Genomic DNA, 24,058 nt, shown 5'->3' with positions numbered 1-24,058 from the left:
GGTTCGCGGCGGCGCTCTCACGCGGCGGCTGTTTGGGTCCGGCTTACAACAAGCTTGGCAGATCTTTGGCGGTGCGGGCGGGCGATTACAGCGCAGCGATCGCCGGCACCGCCTGCGGAATCATACTGCGTTCGGTCGAGGGTGCCCGGATCGGGGGAGGCGCGAGGCGGTCTGGCGGTCTGGCGGTCTGGCGGTCTGGCGGTCTGGCGGTCTGGCGGTCTGGCGGTCTGGCGGTCTGGCGGTCTGGCGGTCTGGCGGTCTGGCGGTCAGGCGGTCAGGCGGTCAGGCGGTCAGGTGGTCAGGCGGTCAGGCGGTCAGGCGGTCAGGCGGTCAGGCGGTCAGGCGGTCAGGCGGTCAGGAAGGATAGATGGCGTGGACGGCGTGGGCACCGACGGCACGAAGGCTCAGCGCGCCGCCGCCTGATGCCCGTTCGCGCTTGCGAACGAGGCCCGGCACTTCGGCGCGAGCCAGGGTGCTCGTGCGCGATTCGTTTGGAATCCTTGCATGTCGCTTCGGTCAAGGCGATGCATCAGTCGGCCGTGTCCCACGTGCCCCCGATTCAGGGCGATACGACACCCCGCTTCCGCATCCGTTTCCCGCGGACGATCGGATTCCATCGCGACGTCAGGCTCATCGCGCCTTGCAGGCGTTCGAACGCGACGTCCTCCTGCGGCCCGAAGCGGCTGACCGCCGGCCACGCGAGCACGTGATCGAGCCACGCCTGCCATTCATCACCATGAAAGCGGTGACCGACTTCCCGAACGGCGTCCGGCGCTGCAATCACGATGCCCGCCAGCAAGTAGTAGGCCCAAACGCTGCCCGCGCCGACGAGTTGATCGAGCCGGCACACGGACAACGCCGCGAGCAGCCCGTCCACCGACGCGAGATCGGCACGATGCGTGCGAATCGCCCGCGCAACGAGGTTGTGCTGACCGTCATACGCGGCAACAGCGGTCCCGTCGCCAGCGGCGAGTGCGGCCGAGAAGGTCACGAGCGCAGCCATCTCGTCGATGCGCGACGCGTCGTTGCGCGGCCCGCACACACGCAGCACGATCGCGTCGATGACGGCGCCCGGCATGGCCGACGTTTCTCCACTCGCCGCCGCGACGACGGCCAGCCTTTCTCTCAGGTTCTTCGCAGGCGGCATGTCGTCCTGCGCGCCCTTTTCATGTTCGGTACATTCACGGCCATCGCCCCCGTTGCATTCGACACCGCCGGCAATCCGCTCGAGTGCGGCCCAGCCGACATCGGGGTCGTCGAACGCGCATGCATCGATCACGCCGTACGCGGTGTCGAACACGGCGCGCGAGCCGGGGCAGCTACGTTCGGCTTCGGCGAGTTGCTGCATCGACGGCACATGCGAGCACGGACCGCGCGGGTCGCTCAGATCGCATGCGCACATGCCGCCGTCCGAGGCGATCCACGGCGCGAGCCGACCAAGAATCGTGGTCGCTTCTCGGGACAAGTTCGCGCCCACCCGCATACGTATCGCGTGTGACGAGATGACGGTCGTGTCGCCGGCGTCACCCGTGTCCGCCGCGCACGCGGCGGCGTCGAGTCGTTCGATCAGGTACTGCAGCCACGCGGCCGTGCGCAGCCGGTCGGGCGTCGCGCCGCGGGCATCTCCATACTTTGCTGGATCGGTAAGCATGGGTCTTCCGGGAGTGTTCTGGCCAATTTGAATTTGGTTGTTTCAATCGAATCGGGCAGCGCGGCACGCCGCGCCGGCCCTGCCTGTCCACCCGGATCGGATCGCGACACGGGCGGTCAGCCGGCCGTCGCGCCGATACGCGCGACGACACGATTGCATCGGGGAATGAGGCGTCGGCCATGCCTATCGCGCGGCCCTCGTGCACCACAGGCGCCCGGCTTCACTCAGTGACGCTTACTGCACGTGGAGCTTCGGCGATGCCATCAACGTGCCGGACCACACGCAGTCGGGTGTCCAAACGGCATTGTTGAACGTCAGCGATGCATTCGAATCGTTCCATGCCGCCACGAGCTTGCTCGGCCCGCAAGCGCCAAGCAGCTTGAAGTCTACCTGCGCGTTGTCGATCGAAAGCTGTGTCGCGCTGTCCACCTGCCCCGTCCACGGCGAAGCGCTGCTCGCGGTACTGCTGGTCGCCGGACACCAGTTCCCCCCGCTGTACTGCACCGACGTGATATTGACGATACCCGCCGGCGTAATCGTCCCGTTGAACGTCACGGAGCAGTTCGAGACGATCGACTTTTTGCTGAGCGTGGTCAGCCCCGTCGCGGAGAACGGCTCGCCGTTCGGATTCATCGACTGGCCGTCCACACGCGAAACGGTCACCGCAAAAGCAGGCGCAGCCGAGACCGCAGTGAACACCGCTGCAGCAACAAGCGATGCGATTTGACGAATTTTCATCTGAATGGCCCTCTCTCTTGATATATGGCGGCCTTACACGAGAAACACGGCCGCTCTGCGGAACGAATCCGGCCGCCGTGCCGAATCACGCGACGGCACGGACCCATCGAAGCTGCCAATACCCACCGCGCCTGCCGCACGGCCCTCGCACGCGGCGGGCACCCGCTTCGATCCGCGATCGCTTATTGCACGTGGAACTTCGGCGACGTCGCGACCGTGCCGCCCACCGTGCAATCCGGCGTCAGCGTGGCGTTGTTGAACGTCAGCGACGAGTTCGGATCGCTCCACGTCGTCACGACCTTGCTCGGCCCGCAGGTACCGAGCAGCGTGACGTTCACCTTGACGTTATTGATCGTCAACTGCGTCGTGCTGTCGGCCTGCCCCGTCCACGGCGACGCGCTGCTCGCGCTGCCGTTGATCAGCCCGCACGTCGCACCGCCCGAGAACGTCGTCGACGTGATGTTGACGATGCCGGTCGACGTGATCGTGCCGTTGAAGGTCGCGTTACAGGCCGCGGTGATCTGCCCCTTGCTGAGGTTCGTGAGCCCGGTCGCGGAAAAAGGCTCGCCGTTCGGGTTCATCGGCTGACCGTCGGCCCGCGTAACGGTAACTGCGAAAGCAGGCGCGGCCGAAACCGCGGTGAAAGCCACTGCAGCAACAAGCGATACGATTTTGCGAATGCTCATTTGAACTGCCCCCTCTCTTCACAAATGGCGGCACGCCGCCAGGAACGCGACCTCCCGACCGAAAAGGTCCGGCCAGCCAGTCGCAGGAAGCCGCCGACGCGCGTCATGCGCACCGGTCGGCTCAGAACTTGTAGGAAATCCCGACGAACGTGATCAGCGGGTCAGCCTTCAGCCGCGTGCGCGTGGTGGCAAGCGTCGAGCCGTCGGCCGCCTTGATCACGAGCGACGAGTAGGTCTTCAGCGGCATGTAGGTCAGCGTCGCCGTGAGCCCCCAGTGCTTGTCGATCGCATAGCTCGCGCCGACGTTGTAGACCGGCGTGAACGACGACGACGCCTTGCCCTCCACCGACGTCGGCCCCGGCTTGCCGGCACCGGCCGCAAGCACGCTGCCGAGGTTCTCGTTGATGTCCTTGGCGAAGTTGCCATTCAGCTCGATGTTGCTGAACCAGCTGTAGGCCACGCCGATCCCGACGAACGGCCGGAACCGCGCGGTCGACGAGTTGAAGTAGTACTGCAGAATGATCGTCGGGCTCCACTGCCGCGCGTTCTTCACCGCCGGCTGGTTCGCCGGGTTGTCCATGTTGACGCTGCCGAGCGCACCGGCCGGGCCGGGCGGCCGGATCGAGCCGTGCCCGGTCAGCGTGAACTCGGGCGGCACGCCGAGCACCGACGTCACCGCGATATGGTCGGTGAGGAAGTGCGTGAGCGTGAGGCCGACGGTATCGGCGTTGTTGACCGTCAGGCTCGTGCCCGGCGACGTGAACGACCCGGGCAGGCGCAACGGCCCGTTGATCGGCATGCCGGCAAGATTCGTCGTCAGCCCGTTGGTCGAATCCTGCGGCATGATGTGCAGCCAGCCCAGCGTCGCGACGTTGTCGCCCGCCTGCTGGGCCGATGCGAGCGTCGACACGCCTGCGACGACACCCGCGACAATCAGCTTCTTCATGAAGTCTCCCCTCATTCTGTCCGGGCGCCGCGCATCCGCGCGCGGCGCCACCGTGTCTCCATCCAGGCGTGCGTCACTGCACGAATGCGCCGACCGTGAAGTACGGGTTGCTCGTATCGTTCATGTCGAGGAACCCGAATACGCCGCCGGTGAACACGAACTTGCCGGTCGCCGGCCCCGACGCCGCATCCGCATGCACGGTCGTGACGACACCGGGCACCTTCTGCGTGTAGTCGAGATTCAGCGCACGCGTGAGCGCGGCCTGCGACGCATTGAACGGATCGAGCAGCGTGGCCTGCGCGCCGACGAGCGCGGTCGCGCGGTAGTTGAACGCGCTGTCGACACCCGTGTACTCGCCGTTCTGCGAGCCTTGCGCGATCGCCGTCTGCGGGCTCAGGAACGAGATGCCCGATTCGTCGTCCGCGCTCGGCGGGCCTTGCGTGAGGTCCGCGTTGGCTGCACCCGTGCGGATGAAGATCGGCACGAGCTGGTTGCGCAGCTTGCCGACGATCAGGATCCCCTTGCCGGCCTTCGCCGGATCGACCGCCGCGAGCGTCGGCTGAATCTGCGGCAGGTAGTTGAGCGACTGGAACGCCGGCGCATCGGGCCGCAGCGTGAACGGCTGGTTCACGGTCGCGCTCGATGCAAGCGGCTGCCCGCCGTTCTTCTTGCCGAAGTTGTCGGTCTCGACGTAGCTGCCGTCCGCATTGATCGTCACCTGCTGGTCGAGCGCCACCGGCTGGAAGCTCTGCGACGGCACCTGGTGATAGCCGAGCTGGTTGTACTTGCCGGCGATCTTCGTCAGGTCGGTTTCCAGCGACGAGAAACTGATGAACGGGTAGTACGGGAACGTCGTCTTCGTGATCTTGCCGACGCCGATCACGCCGTCGAACTGAATCGTCGCGCCGGGAATCGCGCCGCCCAGCACGCCCTCGCCGAGGAACAGCCGCGCGGGCCGGTTCGGGTCGAGGCTCGCGTTCTGCATCCGGAACGTGCACTGGTTCAGCTTCACCGTCGGCAGCCCCGTTTCGTCGGCGAGCGTGCCGTCGACCACGTTGGCCGGCGTCGTGTCGCGGGTCGGCTGCACGGTGCCCGTGGTGGTCGGCACCGGCGATGCGAGATACGTCATCCGGTACGTCATTTTCGTCGTGTCGAGCTGCACCTTCACGAGCTCGCCCGATCCCGACCCGCCGACGAACACCGTGTTGTAGTCGATCGTCTGCGGGCACAGCCGAACTACCGGTGCGGGCGGCGGGTCGCCGTCGCCGCCGCATGCGGCCAGCACGGGTGCGAGCGACGCCGCTGCCATCCATTGCTTCAAATTCATAGGAATCCTCTTGAAATTCGATTCGCCGACGGCGACGCATGCGCCGCCGGTTTTACGTGTTCAATGCAGGGTTACTGGACGAACGCGCCGACCGTGAAGAACGGGTTGACCTGGCTGTTGTTGACGACCATCGCGTAGACGTTGCCGGCCGTCACGATCCAGCCCGTATCGCCCTTCTTGAAGATCGCCACGTTGCCGCTCGCACCCTTCGCGTTGAAGTCCTGCGAGGCCGTGACCTTGATCTTGCCGGGCGTGGCCTGCGTATAGTCGAGCGCGAACTGCGAGGTCACCGACGACGTCTGCGGATCAATGAACGCCGCGGTATTGCCCTGGAACAGCGTCGACGTATAGTTCGCGGCCATCGTCGACACGGCAGTGCCGTCGTTACAGGTTCCGGCTTCCGTCAGGAAGGTGCCATTGACGAACTTGCCAGGCAGATCCGGGTGCGGCACGTTTGGATTGAAGCTCGGGCCTGCCGACGGGAAGAAGCTCGTCGTGCCGGGAGACGTCACGACGCCGCATGCGGATGCGCTGGTCGCGCCGATGTAACCGCCCTTCAGCGAATTGGCGGCAATCGCGGTGGCTGACGACAGCATCGAGATCCCGACTTCGGCATCGGCGACCGACGCGAGCGGATTGGCCGGATCGACATACGTATAGCCGACACGAATCACGACCGGTATCCGTACGCCGTTCAGCTTGCCGACGATCATGATGCCTTTGGCCTGACTCGACGCAAGGAGGATGAGCGACGACCCCTGCCCCGCGATCGGATACGAGGCCACGCCAAACGCATTCGGCAGCCCGTTGCTCACGAACACGTTGTCGGCCGCCCCGTCCGCATTCTTGCGAAGCGTCCAGGGGGTCCCGGTCGTCTGACACGAGTAGTCGCTGCCTTGCGTGATCGTGCACGAACCGTCCGCATTGAGCGTCTGGTTCCAGTTGACAACGTCCGGCTCCCAGCCGATTGGCCCCGGCGCGCTCTGCCCACCCCCGCCGATCGGCGACAGATGGATGCCTACCTCGTTGTAATTGCCCGCGACCTTCGAAAAGTCGGTTTCCGTTTCGATGAAGCCGATGAACGGGTAGAAATCGAACGTCCGCGACGGCACGTAGCCGATGGGCGTGGGGGCCCCGAGGTCGATACCCTTGTACGCAATCGTCGCCCCCGGAATCCCGCCACCCACCACGCCATTGCCGACGAACAGCATCGGCGGATCGGCACGGTTGATCGTCACCGAATACGCACCGTCGCTCGTCGCGCCGCTGTCGAGCACGAACGCGCAGCGGTTCTGCTCGGCGGTCGGGAGCGTGGTCGGATGATGGAATGCGCCGCTGATCGTCAGGCCCGCACGCGTGTTGTTGACTTGCCCGGCCGACGTCGGCACCGACGATTCCAGGAACTGCATCTGATAGGTGAGCTTCGTGGTATCGAACTTCACCTTCACGTACTCGCCGCTGCCCGCGCCGCCCGTATAAGTCGTCGTGTAATCGAGCGCGTCCGGACACAGCTTCGTCACGACCGGCGGCGTCGTTTCGGCACCGCTCGGCCCGCACGCGCTGCCCGAGCACTGCGGCACGTTGATCGGCCCCGGATCGTCGCCGCCGCCGCAACCGGCGACGAACGGCAGCGCGAGTACCGCGCACGACAGAATCGCCTTCCGCCATTCAGGAATGCAAAGCATCAACCCCTCCTTTTCAGGTACGACAAGTCTCGTCCGGACAGGCTGCATGGCCCGCCGGTTGGTATCGCGCCGCGGCACGAAAGCGCGGCGCATGACGGTGCGCGCAAGACGGCCGCGATGCCGGTCAGGCAAATGCGGCACACGCCGCGGCGGCAGACAAGCGCTCTCCCGCGGCGCCGTCAAGCAGCAAGGCGCCGTGAGAACGATCGAAACGGGAAGTGGTTCGCCGCTACACGGCGAGAGAGCAATGCAGACACGCGATCTGCATCGCGCCTGCATTCAGCGAAAAAACGGGAAACGGCAGTCCGACTGGCCCAGCGGATAGGCGTCTCATGTATGGGTCTCCATCCGTACGCTTGATTCGTTATCGTGATGCGTCGTTTGTCGAGACTATGATCGGACGATACCCACAAGTAAATGGATGCAGAGTTCCAAACGACGGAAACCACGCAATCCTAGCGTTTACACGGTATTTGACAGATTTTCAAACAGCCTTCATTTTATTTGCTCAGACAAATACCCAGGCGGTATAACACGCGTTTGAATGGTGACCGCCAATCCGCGCCTGGCCACGCCAGCCGGGCCTCAGCCGCCCGCTGCATGTTGCGGCGCAACCTTACACGTCGATGATCGCGAGCGTGCCGTGGCTGCCCGGCAGCACCGCATGACGCACACCGGCAAGCGCGAGGTACATCTGCCCGGCCTCCACGATGATCGTCTCGCCTGCGACCTCGAGCATCATCCGGCCGTCGAGCACCAGCAGCCCCTCGTTGTAGCCGTGCACTTCCGCTTCGTAAGCCTGCGCATCCATGCGCAGCACCTTGATCCTGGCCGGCCCGACCTCGCCGACGATCGTGGATTTCCACGCGACGGGCTGCGCCGCCGCCACGGATTTGAAGTCGATCAAAGACATGCGCGCCGCTCCGTGAACGATGAAAGGAACGCATTATCGCGAGCGCGGCGGATGCCGTCCCGGTACGGCGCGACGGTCTTCGGGCGGCACAGTCGTCCGACCGGCCGCGCTGCCGCCACGCCGAAACGCGCTCGCCGCCCGGTTCGCCGAAAACACTTCGAATTGTTCGTACGGCTCAAATAAAGCGCAGCTTTATTGAGCAATGCGTGACCATTTCCCGCAAATCCGGCACCGACACCGCACGCCCTTTCCACGAGAATGCATTTCCATCTACCGATTGCTAATATGTCGGTCCTGCGATCCCGCACCACAACGCCGTTCGACATGACGCCCGTTCGCCATGCCGTCCCCGATCCCGGCCGCTTCGCAGCGGCGGCGACGCCGGGCACGTGCGGCGCACGCCGTCGCGCCGGCCGGCCGTGCCATCCGTGAGCATGCAACCGATCCTTTCCGTCTCCGACCTCTCCAAGACTTACGCGTCCGGCTTCCAGGCGCTGAAGCACGTGACCCTCGACATCCGCCCCGGCGAGATCTTCGCGCTGCTGGGGCCGAACGGCGCCGGCAAGACGACGCTGATCGGCTCGATCTGCGGCATCGTCACGCCGACCGGAGGCCGCGTGACGGTCGGCGGCCACGACATCCGCGATCAATACCGCGCGGCCCGCGAAATGATCGGCCTCGTGCCGCAGGAACTGACCACCGACGCGTTCGAGACCGTTTGGGCGACCGTGTCGTTCAGCCGCGGCCTGTTCGGCAAGGCGCCCGATCCCGCGTACATCGAGAAGACGCTGAAAGCACTGTCGCTGTGGGACAAGCGCGACAACAAGCTGATGACGCTGTCGGGCGGCATGAAGCGCCGCGTGATGATCGCGAAGGCGCTGTCGCACGAGCCGCGCATCCTGTTCCTCGACGAACCGACGGCCGGCGTCGACGTCGAGCTGCGCCGCGACATGTGGAAGCTCGTCGATTCGCTGCGCGACAACGGCGTGACGATCCTGCTGACCACGCACTACATCGAGGAAGCCGAGGAAATGGCCGACCGGATCGGCATCATCCTCGGCGGCGAGCTCGTGCTCGTCGAGGAAAAGCACGAGCTGATGCGCAAGCTCGGCAAGAAGCAGCTCACCGTGCAGCTCGAGCACCCGCTCGCCGACGTGCCGCCCGCACTCGCGCCGTTCGGGCTCGAACGCGCGGACGACGGCGCCGCGCTCGTCTACACGTACGACTCGCAGCGCGACGACGCGAGCATCGCGAAGCTGATCAACGCGCTCGGCTCGGCCGGCATCGGCTTCCGCGACCTGCACACGACGCAGAGCTCGCTCGAGGACATTTTCGTCAGCCTGATCGACAACCGCCGCAACGGCACGCAAGGAGCCTGACGCATGAACTGGCATGGCATTCGCGCGATCTACCGCGCAGAAATGGCCCGCACGCGCCGCACGCTGATGCAGAGCATCATCGCGCCGGTGATTTCCACATCGCTGTACTTCGTGGTGTTCGGCTCCGCGATCGGCTCGCGCATCAGCGACGTGAACGGCATCGGCTACGGCTCGTTCATCGTGCCGGGGCTCGTGATGCTGTCGCTGCTGTCGCAGAGCATCTCGAACGCGTCGTTCGGCATCTACTTCCCGCGCTTCACGGGCACGATCTACGAAATTCTCTCCGCGCCCGTGTCGTACTGGGAAATCGTGATCGCGTACGTGGGCGCGGCCGCGTCGAAGTCGATCCTGCTCGGCGTGATCATCCTCGCCACGGCCGGCCTGTTCGTGCCGCTGCACATCCTGCATCCGTTCTGGATGGTGCTGTTCCTCGTGCTGACGGCGGTCACGTTCAGCCTGTTCGGCTTCGTGATCGGCATCTGGGCCGACAGCTTCGAGAAGCTGCAGCTCGTGCCGCTCCTGATCATCACGCCGCTCACGTTCCTCGGCGGCAGCTTCTACTCGGTCGACATGCTGCCGCCCGCGTGGCGCGTGGTCACGCTGTTCAACCCGATCGTCTACCTGGTCAGCGGCTTTCGCTGGTCGTTCTACGGGATCGCCGACGTGCACGTGGGCGTCAGCCTCGGCGCGACGTCGCTGTTCCTCGTGATCCTGCTGGCGATCGTCGCGTGGATGTTCCGCACCGGCTACAAGCTGAAGAATTAATTGATGCGCGACGGCCGCCCCCCGCGCGGCCGCCGATGACGCATTTGGGCAAGCAGGCGGCGCTTTTCCTCTGATGCGGCATTTTGTGGTCGCGTCTACTGAACATGAAGCATCGGGGCCGCGAAGCACGCGCTTCGCGGCCCCTTTTCATTTCAGAGGACGCCATGCCCGCCGCCACCGCTCCCGCCTCCGCCGCCGCCCGGCTCGAACGCCTGCCGTTCTCCGGCTATCACAAGCGGATCTTCTTCATCATCGCGATCGCGTTCTTCTTCGACTCGGTCGACCTCGGCACGATGACGTTCGTGCTCGGCTCGATCCGCAAGGAGTTCGGGCTGTCGACCGCGGCCGCCGGCCTCGTCGCGAGCGCGAGCTTCTTCGGGATGGTGCTCGGCGCGGCCGTGGCCGGCCTGCTCGCCGACCGCTTCGGCCGCCGGCCCGTGTTCCAGTGGAGCATGGTGCTGTGGGGCGCGGCCTCTTATCTGTGCTCGACCGCGCAGAGCGTCGACGCGTTGATCGTCTACCGCGTGCTGCTCGGGATCGGGATGGGGATGGAATTCCCGGTCGCGCAGACCTTGCTGTCCGAATTCGTGCCGACCGAGAAGCGCGGCCGCCTGATCGCGCTGATGGACGGCTTCTGGCCGCTCGGCTTCATCACGGCCGGCATCGTCGCGTACTTCGTGCTGCCGCAATTCGGCTGGCGCACGGTGTTCGCGCTGCTCGCGATTCCCGCCGTGTTCGTGCTCGTGGTGCGCCGCATCGTGCCGGAATCGCCGCGCTGGCTCGAGCATGCGGGCCGGCACACGGAAGCCGACACGGTGATGCACACGATCGAGGCGAAGGTGATGCGCTCGGCCGGCGTGACGACGCTGCCGCCGCCGTCGCGGCTCGCCGAGCCGGCCGTCGCGCGTGGCCACGGCGCGCTGCGCGAAATCTGGAGCGGCGTGTACCGCCGCCGCACGGTGATGGTGTGGCTGCTGTGGTTCTTCGCGCTGCTCGGTTTCTACGGTCTCACGTCGTGGCTCGGCGCGCTGCTGCAGCAGGCCGGCTTCGAGGTCACGAAATCGGTGTTCTACACGGTACTGATCTCGCTCGGCGGCGTGCCGGGCTTCCTGTGCGCCGCGTGGCTCGTCGAACGCTGGGGGCGCAAGCCGACCTGCATCGCGTCGCTGATCGGCGGCGCCGTGATGGCGTACGCGTACGGCCAGAGCGCGCTGTACGGCGGCAGCATGGCGCTGCTGATCGGCACCGGCCTCGCGATGCAGTTCTTCCTGTTCGGGATGTGGGCCGCGCTGTACACGTACACGCCGGAGCTGTACGGCACCGGCGCGCGCGCGACGGGCTCGGGCTTCGCGTCGGCGATCGGGCGCGTCGGCTCGTTGATCGGGCCTTACGTGGTCGGCGTCGTGCTGCCGGTGTTCGGCCAGGGCGGCGTGTTCACGCTCGGCGCGCTGTCGTTCATCGCGGCAGCGCTTGCCGTGTGGACGCTCGGGATCGAGACGAAGGGCCTTGCGCTGGAACAGCTCGCAGCGGGCGATGAAGCGGGTGGCGGCGGCCGCTATGCGGCGGCGGACTAGGTGTCCCGAGCGCCCGATCGACCCGGATGTTCACGATAGCCGGGACGGTGCGCAGCGCCGTGCCCGGCTGCTGCGCGAAGCGGCCGGATTCGCGGCCGGATTCGCGGCCAGAATCGCGGCCGGACCGACGCTGCCGGACCGAGCCGAGACGCCCTGTCGCTCGCCTGCCCGGCCAGTGCGCTGCGCCCGATCCAGCCGCTCGATCTCGACCTCATCCTGCCGAGGCACGGCCCGGCCCTCATGCACGACATCCCGCGCGTGCATGCCGGTGCGATCGCACATTGCGAAACCGCCCCCGCATAGGTGGCGGAGGCGGCAATCCAGGTGCGGTACAGCAGGTGCCGGTCAGGCCCCGGCGACGATGAACTCTTCGGCCGCCTTGCGCTGCACCGCGGCCATCACCGCCAGTTCGCGCTTGCTGCGCGAGTCGCCGGACACGACACCCGTCGCGTGCTTCGCCTTCGCGCCGAGCGGGAAAAACACGAACGACGCGCCGGCCGGCGCCGCCGGCTCCGCACGCAGGCGTTTGTTCAGGATTTTCAGGTATTTCTTCTTCGAGACTTCTTTAGCAGCCATGGCGCCCTCCGCGTGAACGTGGTGAGGATCAGCATACCAGTTTTGGCGACGGGCTCCGGAACGGCGCAGCGTCGCCGCACGAATCGATCTGCCCTAGAATGGAGCACGCTTTCGCGACTTGTCCCCCGCCCGAGACCGCATGTCCTCATCGGAGCGCTCCCATGCATGTCGAGTTGTTCGCGCAGCATCACGCTTGTACCGGCTGGCAGGGCGACATGGCCCGGCGCATCGCCGCATTCGACTGGGCCGCCACCGGGCTGGGGCCGCTCGACGGGTGGCCGGCCAGCCTCGTCACGGCCGTGCGCACGGTGCTCGCGTCGCCGCTGCCGCTGGTGATGCTGTGGGGCCGCCCCGGCTACATGATCTACAACGACGCGTATGCCGGGTTTGCCGGCGGCCGCCATCCGTATCTGCTCGGCCAGCCGGTCGAACTCGGCTGGCCCGAAGTCGCCGATTTCAACCGCAACGTGATGGATACCTGCCTCGCCGGCGGCACGCTGTCCTATCGCGACAAGGCCCTCGTGCTGCTGCGCAGCGGCCGCCCCGAAGACGTCTGGATGGATCTGCACTACAGCCCGATCCCCGACGACGACGGTGCACCGGGCGGCGTGCTCGCCGTCGTCGTCGAGACCACCGAACGCGTGCTCGCCACGCGCCACCGCGATCGCGCGGAAGCGGCGCTGCAGGCGTCCAATGCCCGGCTGCGCGACCTGACCGAGACGCTCGAGCAGCGCGTGACCGACGCGATCGCGGAGCGCGCGGCGATCGAGGAACAGTTGCGTCACGCACAGAAGATGGAAGCGATCGGCAACCTGACCGGCGGCATCGCGCACGACTTCAACAACGTGCTGCAGGTGATCAGCGGCAACCTGCAGATCCTCTCCGTCGAACTCGGCGCCCATGCGGGCGCGCAACCCCGGATCGAGAACGCGAACAACGCGGTGCGGCGCGGTGCGCAACTGGCGTCGCACCTGCTCGCCTTCGCGCGCCGCCAGCCGCTCGCGCCGACGACGCTGAATCCGCGGCAACTGATCGTGGACATGAGCGAGATGCTGCGCCGCGCGCTCGGCGAAACGGTCCGGATCGTCCCCGCGCTGTCGCCCGATGTCGGCAACGTGCTCGCCGACCGGCACCAGCTCGAAAACGCACTCCTGAACCTTGCGCTCAATGCGCGTGACGCGATGCGCGGCGACGGCACGCTGACGATCGCCGCCTACAACGTGCAGTCAGGCGATGCGTCGGGCCCCTGCCGCGCGCCGACGCCACCCGGCGAATACGTGACGCTCGAGCTTGCCGACACGGGCACCGGCATGACGGCCGACGTGCTCGAGCGCGCGTTCGAACCGTTCTTCACGACCAAGCCGGATGGCGAAGGCACGGGGCTCGGGCTCAGCATGGTGTTCGGCTTCGTCAAGCAGAGCGGCGGCCATGTGTCGATCGACAGCACGCCGGGCCAGGGCACCACCGTGCGCCTCACGTTTCCGCGCTGCCACGGCGCGGCCGAGGAGCAGGCCCGCCTACCGCAGCACGACGCGGTGCGCGGCCACGAGACCATCCTCGTCGTCGAGGACGACGCGGACGTCCGCCTGACCGTGGTCGACATGCTCGCGCAGCTCGGCTACAAGGTCATCACGGCGTCCAGCGGCGAAGCCGCATTGCGCGTGCTCGACAGCGAGACGCCAATCGACCTGCTGTTTACCGACGTGATCATGCCCGGCCGCGTGAAGGGCGGCGAACTCGGACGCCGTGCCGCGCTGCGCAAGCCGCCGTTGCCCGTGCTGTTCACGTCCGGCTACACGCGAGACGAGATCTTCCATGCGGGACGGCTGGACCCCGGCGTGATGCTGCTCGGCAAGCCATACCGGCGCGACGAACTCGCCGCCCGGATCCGCAGCGCGCTCGATGCGGGCGCCGGCACGACATGACGGATTGCCGGCGCAACGCCGCACACGTCGGTCACCCCTGAGGTTTTTTCCCTGCGATGTCGATTCGCGCCGCCGTCGCGCGTCGTGTTGTCGTAACCGCTCGTTTTGCCGTCGGCACGACCGGCGGCGCCCCCTCATTCCACTCAAGGAGAGTTCACCATGCGCGTCCTCGTCATCGTCAAAGCCACCACCGATTCCGAATCCGGCCGGATGCCCGACCCTGAAATGATCGCCGCGATGGGCCGGTTCAACGAAGAACTGGCGCAAGCCGGCATCCTGCTCGCCGCCGACGGGCTGCACCCGAGCATGCGCGGCAAGCGCGTGCATTTTGCCGGCAAGAGCCGCACCGTCGTCGACGGCCCGTTCGCCGAAACGAAGGAACTCGTCGCCGGTTTCTGGCTGTGGCAGGTGAAATCGATGGAAGAGGCAGTCGAATGGGTGAAGCGCTGCCCGAACCCGATGCCCGGCGATTCCGACATCGAGATCCGCCCGCTGTTCGAGGCCGAAGACTTCAGCCCGGCTTTCACGGACGCGCTGCAAGCGCAAAAGGCGCGGCTGAGCGCACAAGCCGAGGCCGGAAAACACGCGTAAATCGCGGCGGCGCCTGACGACTTCGAACGACCGCCGGGCGCCGCCCCTACCCGCTGATACGTGCTCGGCTCACCCGCGTTTGCGCGGCACCGCGAGCCGTTCGACCGCGCCGCCGGTCACGTCCCTGAACATCCCGGCATTGCCGTACGCCCGCGCGGCGAGCATCGCGCCATAGACCAGCGACACGAACGTCGCGGCCTCGGTCTGCACCGATATGCCCGGTTGCACGACGCCGGCCTTCACCCCTGCTTCGAGCACGCGCACCAGCCATGCGGCGAGGTCGTCGAAATGCGCCCTCACCGCCCGCGCGACGTCGTCGGGCAGCGCCGGCAGTTCCGCGCCGAGCATGCCGGCGACGCAGAACGGCGCGCTGTCGTCCGCGATGCAGCGTTCCCAGTAGCCGATGTACGCGCGCATCTGCACCAGCGCGTCGGCGCCGCTCGCGTCGAGCAGCGACATGTCGGCATCGAAATTCGCCTGCGACTGCTGCAGCACGGCGACCGCCAGATCCGCCTTCGTCGGGAAATGGTGGTGGATGCTCGCCTTCCGGATGTCGATCGCGTCGGCGATGTCGGCATAGCTGAACCCGCTGTAGCCGCGCCGCATGATCAGTTGCCGCCCGGCTTCGAGAATGCGGCCCGCGGTACTGTCCCCAGTGATCGTCATATCTACCTACCATCTAGTCGGATGAAAAAACCAGGATAGTTTACCGCTACGAGATACTGTTTTCCAGCCGTGCTTTCTCCTTGAAATCAAAACTACCTACTAGTAGGATGGCTACATCGACGGAACAAGACAACTGTCGATACCCGACGGTTCCCAACCTGCCTTTCTTCTGGAGAATGAAAATGAAGCGCCTTTCCCGAATCCGCCAGCTCGCCGCCGCACTCGCCGTTTCCGCCGCCGCCTTCGGTTCGCACGCAGCCGTCGCCGCCCCCGTCAAGAACGTGGTGCTGGTTCACGGCTACTTCGCCGACGGCTCGGGCTGGCAAGCCGTCTCGAACATCCTGACGCGCGACGGCTACAAGGTTTCCGTCGTTCAGCAGCCGGAAACGTCGTTCGACGACGACGTGAAGGCAACCCGGCGCGTCGTCGACGCGCAGGACGGCCCGAGCATCCTCGTCGGCCACAGCTATGGCGGCGCGGTGATCACCGAAGCCGGCAACGACGACAAGGTCGCGGGCCTCGTCTACGTGGCCGCGTTCCAGCCCGACACCGGAGAAAGCCCGCTCGACCTGACCAAGAAGACGCCGCCCGCGACGAAAGCGATCAAGGCCACCGAAGACGGCCACCTGTATTTCGACGAAGCGTCGTTCCACGCCGACTTCGCGGCCGACGTGCCGGCCGCCGAAGCGAAATTCATGGCGATCTCGCAGGTGACGCCGGCCGCGCAGTCGTTCGGCGTGCCGATCACGCATGCCGCATGGCGGACGAAGCCGAGCTGGGCAGTGGTCGCCACGGCCGACCGCGCGATCAACCCCGAACTCGAACGCTTCATGACGCAACGCGCCGGCAGCAAGACGATCGAACTCAAGTCGAGCCACGTCGCGTACATCTCGCATCCGGCCGAAGTCGCGAAGCTGATCGAACAGGCAGCCAAGGGCGCCGGCAAGGAGTGAGCCAAGGTAGTGCCCGATTCCGCCTGTTGACGTTCCGCCGCCGAGTAACGTATCGTTTTGTTACGTTACTCGGCGAAATCCTTCCGTCATGCACTCCCGCTTCGACCGTTTCCGCACCACACCGCTCGGCGCCCAGCTCGAAGCGCTGATCGCGCAACCCGAGCGCTACGTCGAATTCGCGGCGCTGTCGCGCGTCGGCGTCGCCGCGATCGGTGCGATCCAGCACGAGATTGCGCACAAATTCCCCGAAATCGAAACCGACACCACGGCCCGCCAGTTCTGCGGCGCGATGGTCGCGGAGATCATGCGCCGCCACGGGCACGATGTCGTGCAGGCACGCGGGCGGCTCGGCGGCACGCCGTTCAGCTATGGCGCGGTGTTCAGCGCGTATCCGCAGGTGCTGCCTTTCGCCGACGTCATCGCCGCGCTGGCGCGCCTGCCCGACCGGCTCGCCGCGTATGCGGCACAAGTGCCGGCCGCGCTGCGGACACGCCGCCCCGACGGCACCGGTTTCTCGCTCGTCGAGCATGCGTGCCACCTGCGCGATCTGGACGCGGTGTTCGCCGAGCGCATCGACGCCGTACGCACGCTCGACCTGCCCGTGATTGCATCCGTCGACGGCACCGCGCTTGCCGCACAACGCGACTATCTCGCGCAGCCGCTCGACGCTGCCGTCACGGCATTCCGCACGGGCCGCGCCGCGCTGTGTGCAACCGCGGCCGCGCTCGATTCCGCGCAGCTCGCCCGCTGCGGGTTGCGCGACGGCATCCGCCGCCTGTCGCTCGACGAACTCGTGCGCGAGCTGCTCGACCACGACCGCACGCACGTGCTCGAACTCGACGAACTGCTCGCCGAACTCGAATTGCCGCCCCTGCCTACCGCGCCCGCACCATGACCCAGCCCACGCCCGTCGTCTTCATTCACGGTTTCATCGGCACGCTCGACGTGCGCGGGTGGAACGGCCCGCATCTCGCTCCCGACCTGCTCGGCTACGGCACGCATCGCGCGACGCCGTTCGACGCGATCACGCTCGCTGCGCAGGTCGAGCACCTTCGCCATGCCGTCGATACGCACTTCGGCGCGCAGCCGGTCGATGTCGTCGGCCACTCGGTCGGCGGGGCGATCGCGATGCTGTTCGCGCATGCGCACCCGGAGCGCGTGCGGCGAATCGTCAACGTCGAGGGCAACTTCACGCTCGACGATGCGTTCTGGTCGGCGTCGGTCGGCCGCATGACGCCAGCCGAAGCCGATGCGATGCTGGACGGCCTGCGTGCCGATCCGCAAGGCTGGCTGCGCGGCGCGATCGATGCGCCGTCGCCGGGCCTGCTCGACGACGCCCGCCGCTGGCTCGCGCATCAACCCGCATCGACGCTGCGCGCGATGGGCCGCTCGGTGGTCGCGACGACGGGCGAACCGGGTTATCTGCAGGCACTCGCGCAAGTGTTCGAGCGTCACCCGGTCTGGCTGATGGCCGGCGAACGCTCGCGCGCTGGCTGGCACGTGCCCGACTGGGCGCTCGCGCGCTGCGCCGGCTTCGACACGATCGAGCGTTGCGGGCACCTGATCCCGGCCGAGCAACCCGATGCGTTTCGCGCGGCGCTCGGGCGCATCGTGTCCGCGTCGCCCGCCTGACAACCCGTAGGATTCGCCGAAATTTGGTTGAAAGGCGCGGTTGCTAGAGTCGCCAGAACAGGGTTTTCCCGGCGTCTGCGCCGGACGGGATCGACACATGCGAGGATCGACAAACCTGGCACGCGCTTTCTGGCTGATTCTGCTGCTCGCCATTTCGGGCCCTGCTCTCGCATTCCACTCGCGGGTCGTCGCCATTCCCAGCGCCGCGATGAACGAGACGCTCAAGGCCACCGTCGTGCTGCCCGACGCCTATGCGCGCGGCGCCCGCGACGGCGACCGCTATCCGGTCGTCTACCTGTTGCACGGCTCGGGCGGCGATCACACCGACTGGACGTCGAACACGCACATCGCCGCGCTGGCCGACCGTTACCACGTGATCCTCGTGATGCCCGACGGCGGGCACGAGAGCTGGTACATCGACAGCCCGTTCGACTCGGGCAGCCGCTACGAAACCTTCATCGGCGACGAAGTCGTGTCGTACATCGACTTGCACTTCCGCACGATTGCGATGCAACGCGCCCGCGCGATCACCGGGCTCAGCATGGGCGGCTTCGGCGCGCTGCGCATCGCGCTCGACCGGCCCGACACGTTCGGCGCGGTCGGCAGCATCAGCGGCGCGGTCGATCCGCGCTGCTGCTCGGACGAGCCGGGCATCGCACACGTGTTCGGCGACCCCGACCGCCATCCGTCGTTCTGGAACCGCAACGTGATCGTCGCCAGCGCCAGCGCGTTCGTGCGCGCGCATCTCGACCTGACGATCGATTGCGGCCGCGACGACGCGCTTGTCGGCTCGAACCGCACGCTGCACGAACGGCTCGTCGCGCTCGGCGTGCCGCACGACTATGCCGAGCGGCCGGGCGGTCATACGTGGGATTACTGGGCGAATGCGATCCGCTACCAGATGCGGTTCTTCGCGACGTCGTTCCAGCAGCGCGGCTATGCATACCATCCGGCGCCCCATGCGCCGGGCATGACGCGCGCGGGCTGACGCGCGCCGCATCGCCGCGCCGCGACGCGGCCCGGCGAACCCGGTGGTACGATGCGCGGGCATCGACCACCCGACACCTTCCATGCCGCGCGACAACTTTGCGGACCTCCTCGCCTTCATCGCCGTCGCGCGCGAGCGCAGTTTCACGCGGGCGGCCGCTCAGCTCGGCGTCTCGCAATCCGCGCTCAGCCATACGATCCGCTCGCTCGAAACGCGCCTCGGCGTGCGGCTGCTCACGCGCACGACCCGCAGCGTGGCGCCGACCGAAGCCGGCGAGCGACTGCTGCTCAATCTCGCGCCGCGCTTCGACGAAATCGAGGCCGAGCTGGCTGCACTCGCGGAACTGCGCGACCAGCCCGCGGGCACCGTACGCATCAACGCGACCGACTTCGTGATCCGCACGCTGCTGTGGCCGAAGCTCGCGCCGGTCCTGCGCGACTATCGCGACCTGAAGGTCGAGTTCGTGAACGACTACGGGCTGTCCGACATCGTCGCGGAACGCTTCGACGTCGGCGTGCGGCTCGGCGACCAGGTGGCGAAGGACATGATCGCCGTACGCATCTCGGCCGACATGAAGATGGCGATCGTCGGCGCGCCCGCGTATTTCGCGGAACGCGCGCGCCCCGTGTCGCCGCAGGATCTGCTCGCGCACGACTGCATCAACCTGCGCCTGCCGACGCACGGCGCGCTGTACGCGTGGGAGCTCGCGCGCGGTGACGACATGCTGCAGGTGCGCGTCGACGGGCAGGTCACCTTCAACGGCACCTACGAAACGCTCGACGCGGCGCTCGCGGGCTACGGGCTCGCGTACGTGCCCGCCGAACTCGCGGCGCCGCATGTCGCCGCCGGCCGCCTCGACAGTGTGCTCGACGACTGGTGCCCGACGTTCCCCGGCCATCACCTGTACTACGCGAGCCGGCGGCAGTCGTCGCGCGCGCTTGCCGTGATCGTCGACGCGTTGCGCTATCGCGCATGAGCCGACGCGGCGGCGCCGATGCGCGCCGATTCATGAATCGCGTCGATAAGTGCATGCGGATCGGCGGGGATTATCGATAGACGCATCGGTGGCTACCATCGACGGTGTTCCCCACCTTCCCCGGAGCCCTCGATGTCCGAACCGACTTCCGCCGCGCGCAAAGCGTTCGGCGCCATCGCCCCCGCCCTCGCCGACTACACCGACAACGTGCTGTTCGGCGACGTCTGGCAGCGCCCCGGCCTGTCGCCGCGCGATCGCAGCCTCGTCACGGTCGCGAGCCTCGTGTCGCTGTATCGCGTCAACGAACTGCCTTTCCACCTGAAGAAGGCGCTCGACAACGGCCTCACGCGCGACGAGCTGGTCGAAGCGATCACGCACCTCGCGTTCTACTCGGGCTGGCCGACCGCAAGCTCGGCGCTCACGATCGCGCAGCGCGTGTTCGACGAAGCCGGCGTGTAAGCGCGGCCGCGCAGGTGGCCGCGCACGCCGCCGCGCGCGGCACGACGTCGGTTGCGTTCGCGCTCGCGTGGGTCTTGAAGAACCGCATCGTCAGCTCGACGATCGCGGGGCCGCGCACCGAAGCGCACTGGGACAGCTACATCGATGCGCTGACGCTCGAACTCGGTCCGGACGACGAGCGATTCGTCGATTCGCTCGTGCCGCCCGGGCATGCATCGACGCACGGCTATACCGACCCCGGCTATCCGGTCGAAGGCCGCAAGGTCTGAAGTCGGAACGGGATGCGTGACTGACATGCCGGGCGCGCAGCCCGGCAAGATGATGATGATGAAGGCGCGCCGCTCGACGCGCGTTCACGTCGATGCAGCTCGATCAGTTGTCGTGCGCGGTTGCGTCCGCACTGACTACGCGATCGAAAAATTCCTGCGCACGCGCCAGCTCGTCGAGCGCGCGGTCGAGGCGCGACATCGCGCGTGCGTATTCGGCCGACGAAACGTCGTCGTCGCTTTCGCCGCGCACGGCGCGAAACGCCTGATCGACATTGCGCGTGGCTTCGACGAAGCGCTGCGCGGCCCGGGCTTCCCGCGAACAGATGTGGGTCGACATCGACACTTCTCCCTCAGGGTTGCAGTGTGAAGCACGCCGACGCTCAGTGTGCGTGGTGCGCATGTCGGCGGCGTGAACCACGACCCATCGAGTCTCGACGCATCGGCCACCGCGCAGCGCGCTTCGTGCCGATTGTCTCTCTGCGCTCGCCGCTCCGCTATGGCGAGATTGCAACAAATTCTTGCGCGACCTGCTGCACGCGTTTCGTCACGCGCGCCCGATACGGGGAAGCGCAAGGCCGGCGAACGCGGCCGCTTCACCCGGCGACAGGTCGAACAGGTCGCCGGTGAGATCACGCGGATGCTCGGCCGCCGGCCGGTTGCGCAAGCGCGCCGCGTGCGTGGGCGCAACATACGCGGCCGCCGTTTCAATCGGCGGCACGTCGAACAGATCGCGCGTGACACCACGCACGGCGTCCGTCGGCGAACGGCCGCGCAAGCGCGCGACGAGTTCGACGAAGCGATCGAAATCGCCCGCGCGCGTGGCCTTGTTCACTTCCGCGAGATCGCGCGCCTTCAGCACGCACGGCTGTGCGAGCCGCACGAAATACGGTGCTTCGAGCTCGACCGACAGCGCGAGCGGATAGCTCTTGCCCGTCTGCTCCTTCGCACGCCCGACGCAATCGACCACGGCCGCCCCCTGTGCGGCGCCGAGCGGCTGGCCGGTGCTCACGCTGCGCAGGTGATCGGGAAACACGCGCAACTGCGTGCCGACCGTCAGTGCGGTGGACGACGCGCACACGAGCGCGTAGTGCTGTTCGCGGCGCCGGCCCGACGGCAAGGTCGCGCGGCTGGCGATGAACGTGTGCGGCGGCAGCGGGCGCACCTGCCCGCTTGCGTCGACCCATGCATTCCACAGCAGCATGTCTTTCCGCTCGCCTGCGCGCGGGCGCGATGCGACCGGTGAAAACAGCGCGAGCAGCGAGCCCGTGCGATGCGCGGCGACTTGCGCGCTGCTGCCGAGCGGCTGGTTGATGCCCCACAGAAAACGCCCGCCCCCGAGCCGGCGCTCCCATTCCTTGCGGAGCACGACGGTCGGCAGTTCCTCGCCGGACTCGGTACCGATCTTGGTCCAGCAGAACGTGGGTGGGAGGTGTTTCAGTGTCATCAACTTTCTCGGGGATACAGCCTCGCCGGTGACAGCAAGCCCATTCAACAGCCGTAACTGTATAGGTATAATGCATTGCATGGAAGCCCCGGACCAAGATTTTCCCGTTCAAGACCTGTTGCGCCGCCTGATGGCAGATACACGCTCGTCCAGCGAAATCGCGCGACTCTCCGGGGTCAGCCAGCCGACCGTATCGCGCCTGAGGCTGTCGAACGGGCAACGGCTGCGCCGCAGCGCGCCATTCAATAAGCTATGCAGTTTCTATGGTGTCGATACCGGGCCGTCGCGCCGCCAGTTCAACGACCTGCTGCGCGACGCGATCGTCGACGCGTGGGACGGGTCGGATGAGCACGGGCGCGCGCTGCTGGTCGTGATCCAGGGGCTGAAGGGGTTGCAGGCGAAGGCGGATGATGGGTGACGTCGCGGCCGCGCGGTGCCGCCGGGTCGCATCGCTGGCGCGGCAGCAGCGCGCCGCGTGTTATCGGCCCGCGGCGGGATCGGTGACGAAACCAACCCTTGCAACGCCGGCAGCCGGTGCCGCCGGCAGCAACTTCGCGATGCTGTCGTAGCGAGCCGCGTGGTCGGCCGACAGGCGCACTTCCGGTTGGGGCGCGGCGTGATGCAGCACCGGCAACGTCACCATGAACACCACCAGCAGCACGAGCATCACGTCGATCAGCGGCGTCATGCTGATGTCCGCCGCCAGGGCCATCCCGTCGTTGCCACCGGCCGCATCGTCATGCATGCTCGTGCTCCGTCGGGAGCCGGACGCGCGGCCGGCATTCCGGCCGCGCGTCCGGCGCATGCAGCCGCCGGGGGCACGCTGCCCGTGAGCAGCAACAGGTGCAGCCCATGCGCGAAGCGGTTCAGGCGCGCGACGATATCGCGCGACAATCGCACCGGCGCGTGATAGCCGAGCACCGCGGGGATCGCCGCGTCATCGGGTCGCCCTGCGCCCATACGTGACCGCTTCCTTAGACTGTCATGACGAAGTGTCCTGTCATTCGTCGAGATTGAACGTGATCGGCGCGCGCGCCCGCATGGGCAACGCCGCGCCGTTTTCCACATGCGGCGCGCAGCGGCTCGCCAGCACCGCGTCGCGCGCCGCCGCGTCGAGACGCGGTGAGCCGCTGCCGGCCACGATCCGCGCGGCGACGACCCGGCCTGCCGCGTCGGTCTCGAGTTCGACGAGCGCGGTGCCATGCTCACCCGCGCGCAGCGACTGCGACGGGTAGTCGGGTGTGACCAGCGCACATTCGGGATGCGCGACGAAGCGCGGTATCGCAGGCGCCGGAGGTGCCGGTGACGCGGCTTGCGTCGGCGTGACACCGGAAGCCGCGTCGTCGTGCGGCGCCTCGTGTCGCTCGACCGCCGCCGCGTACGGCACCGGCCGCGGCGGCGCAAGCGCATCACCGGCACGCTGCCGGGTGCGACCCGGTGCGACCGGCCCGGATGGCTGCGACACGCTGCCCGTTGACGATCGGGCCGCGGCATTCGCCCGACGTGTCGTGTGCGACGCCGCCTTCGGCCGCGTCGCGGCAGTCGCCACGATCGATACCTCCTGCTCGGGTTCCGGCGCAATCAGCGTCGCCACCATCACCTGCCGCTGCACGGGCGCGCTTCGCACGGCCGGCTCGCGTGCAAGCAGGGCGAATACGCCTGCATGAAGCACGCTCACGACGGCCACGGTCGACGCGACGTACATTCCGCGACGACGGGAACGATTGCGGGCGAATCGATATGAGCCGCCCGCCGCTCGCGTATCGAAGGCAGCCGTACTCATCGCACCCTCCATCCGGCGTTCAATGATCCTCGCGTGTACGCACCCGATCGCCCATATGAAGAGGATTGCGTATCGATCGCCACGGTCCCCATCGCTTCGCCGTGCCCCGTTCACGCCCGCCGTCTTCGCCGC

25 protein-coding genes and 1 pseudogene are annotated in these 24,058 nt (G+C 67.2%); 13 read left to right on the top strand and 13 right to left on the bottom strand.

The window, feature by feature from the left end:
• Positions 1–559 precede the first annotated feature (559 nt).
• From FFS49_RS35210 to FFS49_RS35175, 7 genes are all read right to left on the bottom strand, one after another.
• Positions 560–1,651: a hypothetical protein gene (locus tag FFS49_RS35210; RefSeq protein WP_137910399.1), complete on the bottom strand. Its 1,092-nt coding sequence runs from the start codon at positions 1,649–1,651 to the stop codon at positions 560–562.
• A 234-nt stretch (positions 1,652–1,885) separates the two neighbouring features.
• On the bottom strand, positions 1,886–2,389 hold the full coding sequence (locus FFS49_RS35200; RefSeq protein ID WP_071332062.1) for an activator protein: 504 nt from the start codon (positions 2,387–2,389) through the stop codon (positions 1,886–1,888).
• 182 nt (positions 2,390–2,571) lie between these two features.
• Positions 2,572–3,075 carry a hypothetical protein gene (locus FFS49_RS35195; RefSeq protein WP_039369510.1) on the bottom strand — a complete coding sequence of 168 codons (504 nt, stop codon included), beginning with the start codon at positions 3,073–3,075 and terminating at the stop codon, positions 2,572–2,574.
• Positions 3,076–3,196: 121 nt separating this feature from the next.
• On the bottom strand, positions 3,197–4,021 hold the full coding sequence (locus FFS49_RS35190) for an OmpW family outer membrane protein (protein WP_137910398.1): 825 nt from the start codon (positions 4,019–4,021) through the stop codon (positions 3,197–3,199).
• A 73-nt stretch (positions 4,022–4,094) separates the two neighbouring features.
• Positions 4,095–5,348 (bottom strand): DUF2957 domain-containing protein, encoded by a 1,254-nt coding sequence (locus FFS49_RS35185; protein WP_071332060.1) that lies wholly within the window; start codon positions 5,346–5,348, stop codon positions 4,095–4,097.
• A gap of 71 nt (positions 5,349–5,419) precedes the next feature.
• The gene (locus FFS49_RS35180) at positions 5,420–7,033 is read right to left on the bottom strand and encodes a DUF2957 domain-containing protein (protein WP_137910397.1); all 1,614 of its coding nucleotides are present in this window, start codon (positions 7,031–7,033) and stop codon (positions 5,420–5,422) included.
• A 616-nt stretch (positions 7,034–7,649) separates the two neighbouring features.
• Complete coding sequence (locus FFS49_RS35175) at positions 7,650–7,946, bottom strand: cupin domain-containing protein (protein ID WP_137910396.1); 297 nt, start codon at positions 7,944–7,946, stop codon at positions 7,650–7,652.
• Between the two features lie 434 nt (positions 7,947–8,380).
• Between FFS49_RS35175 and FFS49_RS35165 the strand changes: the two genes are divergently transcribed.
• The 3 genes from FFS49_RS35165 to FFS49_RS35155 all read left to right on the top strand — a co-directional run bounded on the left by FFS49_RS35165 (position 8,381) and on the right by FFS49_RS35155 (position 11,664).
• The gene (locus tag FFS49_RS35165; RefSeq protein ID WP_137910395.1) at positions 8,381–9,325 is read left to right on the top strand and encodes an ABC transporter ATP-binding protein; all 945 of its coding nucleotides are present in this window, start codon (positions 8,381–8,383) and stop codon (positions 9,323–9,325) included.
• A gap of 3 nt (positions 9,326–9,328) precedes the next feature.
• Positions 9,329–10,090 carry an ABC transporter permease gene (locus tag FFS49_RS35160; protein ID WP_039369495.1) on the top strand — a complete coding sequence of 254 codons (762 nt, stop codon included), beginning with the start codon at positions 9,329–9,331 and terminating at the stop codon, positions 10,088–10,090.
• Positions 10,091–10,254: 164 nt separating this feature from the next.
• A complete protein-coding gene (locus FFS49_RS35155) occupies positions 10,255–11,664 on the top strand; it encodes an MFS transporter (RefSeq protein ID WP_137910394.1) in 1,410 nt (469 codons plus the stop codon).
• 345 nt (positions 11,665–12,009) lie between these two features.
• On the opposite strand, the gene FFS49_RS35145 is transcribed toward FFS49_RS35155, so the two are convergent.
• Positions 12,010–12,240: a hypothetical protein gene (locus FFS49_RS35145; protein WP_039369487.1), complete on the bottom strand. Its 231-nt coding sequence runs from the start codon at positions 12,238–12,240 to the stop codon at positions 12,010–12,012.
• 161 nt (positions 12,241–12,401) lie between these two features.
• On the opposite strand from FFS49_RS35145, the gene FFS49_RS35140 reads away from it, so the two are divergent.
• The gene (locus tag FFS49_RS35140) at positions 12,402–14,165 is read left to right on the top strand and encodes an ATP-binding protein (RefSeq protein ID WP_137910393.1); all 1,764 of its coding nucleotides are present in this window, start codon (positions 12,402–12,404) and stop codon (positions 14,163–14,165) included.
• Between the two features lie 159 nt (positions 14,166–14,324).
• Positions 14,325–14,756 (top strand): YciI family protein, encoded by a 432-nt coding sequence (locus tag FFS49_RS35135; RefSeq protein WP_137910392.1) that lies wholly within the window; start codon positions 14,325–14,327, stop codon positions 14,754–14,756.
• 69 nt (positions 14,757–14,825) lie between these two features.
• Here the strand turns inward: FFS49_RS35135 and FFS49_RS35130 are convergent, their stop codons facing one another.
• Positions 14,826–15,422 (bottom strand): TetR/AcrR family transcriptional regulator, encoded by a 597-nt coding sequence (locus FFS49_RS35130; protein WP_137910391.1) that lies wholly within the window; start codon positions 15,420–15,422, stop codon positions 14,826–14,828.
• A 182-nt stretch (positions 15,423–15,604) separates the two neighbouring features.
• Between FFS49_RS35130 and FFS49_RS35125 the strand changes: the two genes are divergently transcribed.
• The 7 genes and pseudogenes from FFS49_RS35125 to FFS49_RS35095 all read left to right on the top strand — a co-directional run.
• Positions 15,605–16,375 (top strand): alpha/beta hydrolase, encoded by a 771-nt coding sequence (locus FFS49_RS35125; RefSeq protein WP_039369476.1) that lies wholly within the window; start codon positions 15,605–15,607, stop codon positions 16,373–16,375.
• Between the two features lie 88 nt (positions 16,376–16,463).
• Positions 16,464–17,270, top strand: coding sequence for a DinB family protein (locus FFS49_RS35120; RefSeq protein WP_137910390.1), 807 nt, complete (start codon positions 16,464–16,466; stop codon positions 17,268–17,270).
• Complete coding sequence (locus tag FFS49_RS35115) at positions 17,267–18,007, top strand: alpha/beta hydrolase (RefSeq protein WP_137910389.1); 741 nt, start codon at positions 17,267–17,269, stop codon at positions 18,005–18,007. The genes FFS49_RS35120 and FFS49_RS35115 overlap by 4 nt, the downstream gene beginning before the upstream one ends.
• Before the next feature lie 97 nt (positions 18,008–18,104).
• Positions 18,105–18,995: an alpha/beta hydrolase family protein gene (locus FFS49_RS35110; protein ID WP_137910388.1), complete on the top strand. Its 891-nt coding sequence runs from the start codon at positions 18,105–18,107 to the stop codon at positions 18,993–18,995.
• 82 nt (positions 18,996–19,077) lie between these two features.
• The gene (locus FFS49_RS35105) at positions 19,078–19,971 is read left to right on the top strand and encodes a LysR family transcriptional regulator (protein ID WP_039369467.1); all 894 of its coding nucleotides are present in this window, start codon (positions 19,078–19,080) and stop codon (positions 19,969–19,971) included.
• A 132-nt stretch (positions 19,972–20,103) separates the two neighbouring features.
• Positions 20,104–20,430 carry a carboxymuconolactone decarboxylase family protein gene (locus FFS49_RS35100; RefSeq protein WP_039369463.1) on the top strand — a complete coding sequence of 109 codons (327 nt, stop codon included), beginning with the start codon at positions 20,104–20,106 and terminating at the stop codon, positions 20,428–20,430.
• An 11-nt stretch (positions 20,431–20,441) separates the two neighbouring features.
• Positions 20,442–20,699: pseudogene (locus FFS49_RS35095) on the top strand (aldo/keto reductase); the annotation flags it as partial.
• Positions 20,700–20,802: 103 nt separating this feature from the next.
• Here FFS49_RS35095 and FFS49_RS35090 read toward each other — a convergent pair.
• Together FFS49_RS35090 and FFS49_RS35085 are read right to left on the bottom strand one after the other, a co-directional pair.
• A complete protein-coding gene (locus tag FFS49_RS35090; protein ID WP_039369627.1) occupies positions 20,803–21,036 on the bottom strand; it encodes a hypothetical protein in 234 nt (77 codons plus the stop codon).
• A 207-nt stretch (positions 21,037–21,243) separates the two neighbouring features.
• Positions 21,244–22,143, bottom strand: a complete 900-nt coding sequence (locus tag FFS49_RS35085) for a hypothetical protein (RefSeq protein ID WP_039369455.1) — start codon at positions 22,141–22,143, stop codon at positions 21,244–21,246.
• Positions 22,144–22,222: 79 nt separating this feature from the next.
• Here FFS49_RS35085 and FFS49_RS35080 point away from each other — a divergent pair, with 79 nt between their 5' ends.
• Positions 22,223–22,561: a helix-turn-helix transcriptional regulator gene (locus FFS49_RS35080; protein WP_039369453.1), complete on the top strand. Its 339-nt coding sequence runs from the start codon at positions 22,223–22,225 to the stop codon at positions 22,559–22,561.
• A 60-nt stretch (positions 22,562–22,621) separates the two neighbouring features.
• Here the strand turns inward: FFS49_RS35080 and FFS49_RS35075 are convergent, their stop codons facing one another.
• Positions 22,622–22,888 (bottom strand): hypothetical protein, encoded by a 267-nt coding sequence (locus FFS49_RS35075; protein WP_083417568.1) that lies wholly within the window; start codon positions 22,886–22,888, stop codon positions 22,622–22,624.
• 255 nt (positions 22,889–23,143) lie between these two features.
• A complete protein-coding gene (locus FFS49_RS35070) occupies positions 23,144–23,926 on the bottom strand; it encodes an energy transducer TonB (RefSeq protein WP_171026885.1) in 783 nt (260 codons plus the stop codon).
• Positions 23,927–24,058 lie beyond the last annotated feature (132 nt).

The organism is Burkholderia sp. 4NA327C6 (genome assembly GCF_005502655.1).
Lineage (GTDB): Bacteria > Pseudomonadota > Gammaproteobacteria > Burkholderiales > Burkholderiaceae > Burkholderia > Burkholderia contaminans.
The sequence above is the reverse complement of the archived record's forward strand: the minus strand, read 5'-3'. Positions and strand labels throughout refer to the sequence as shown.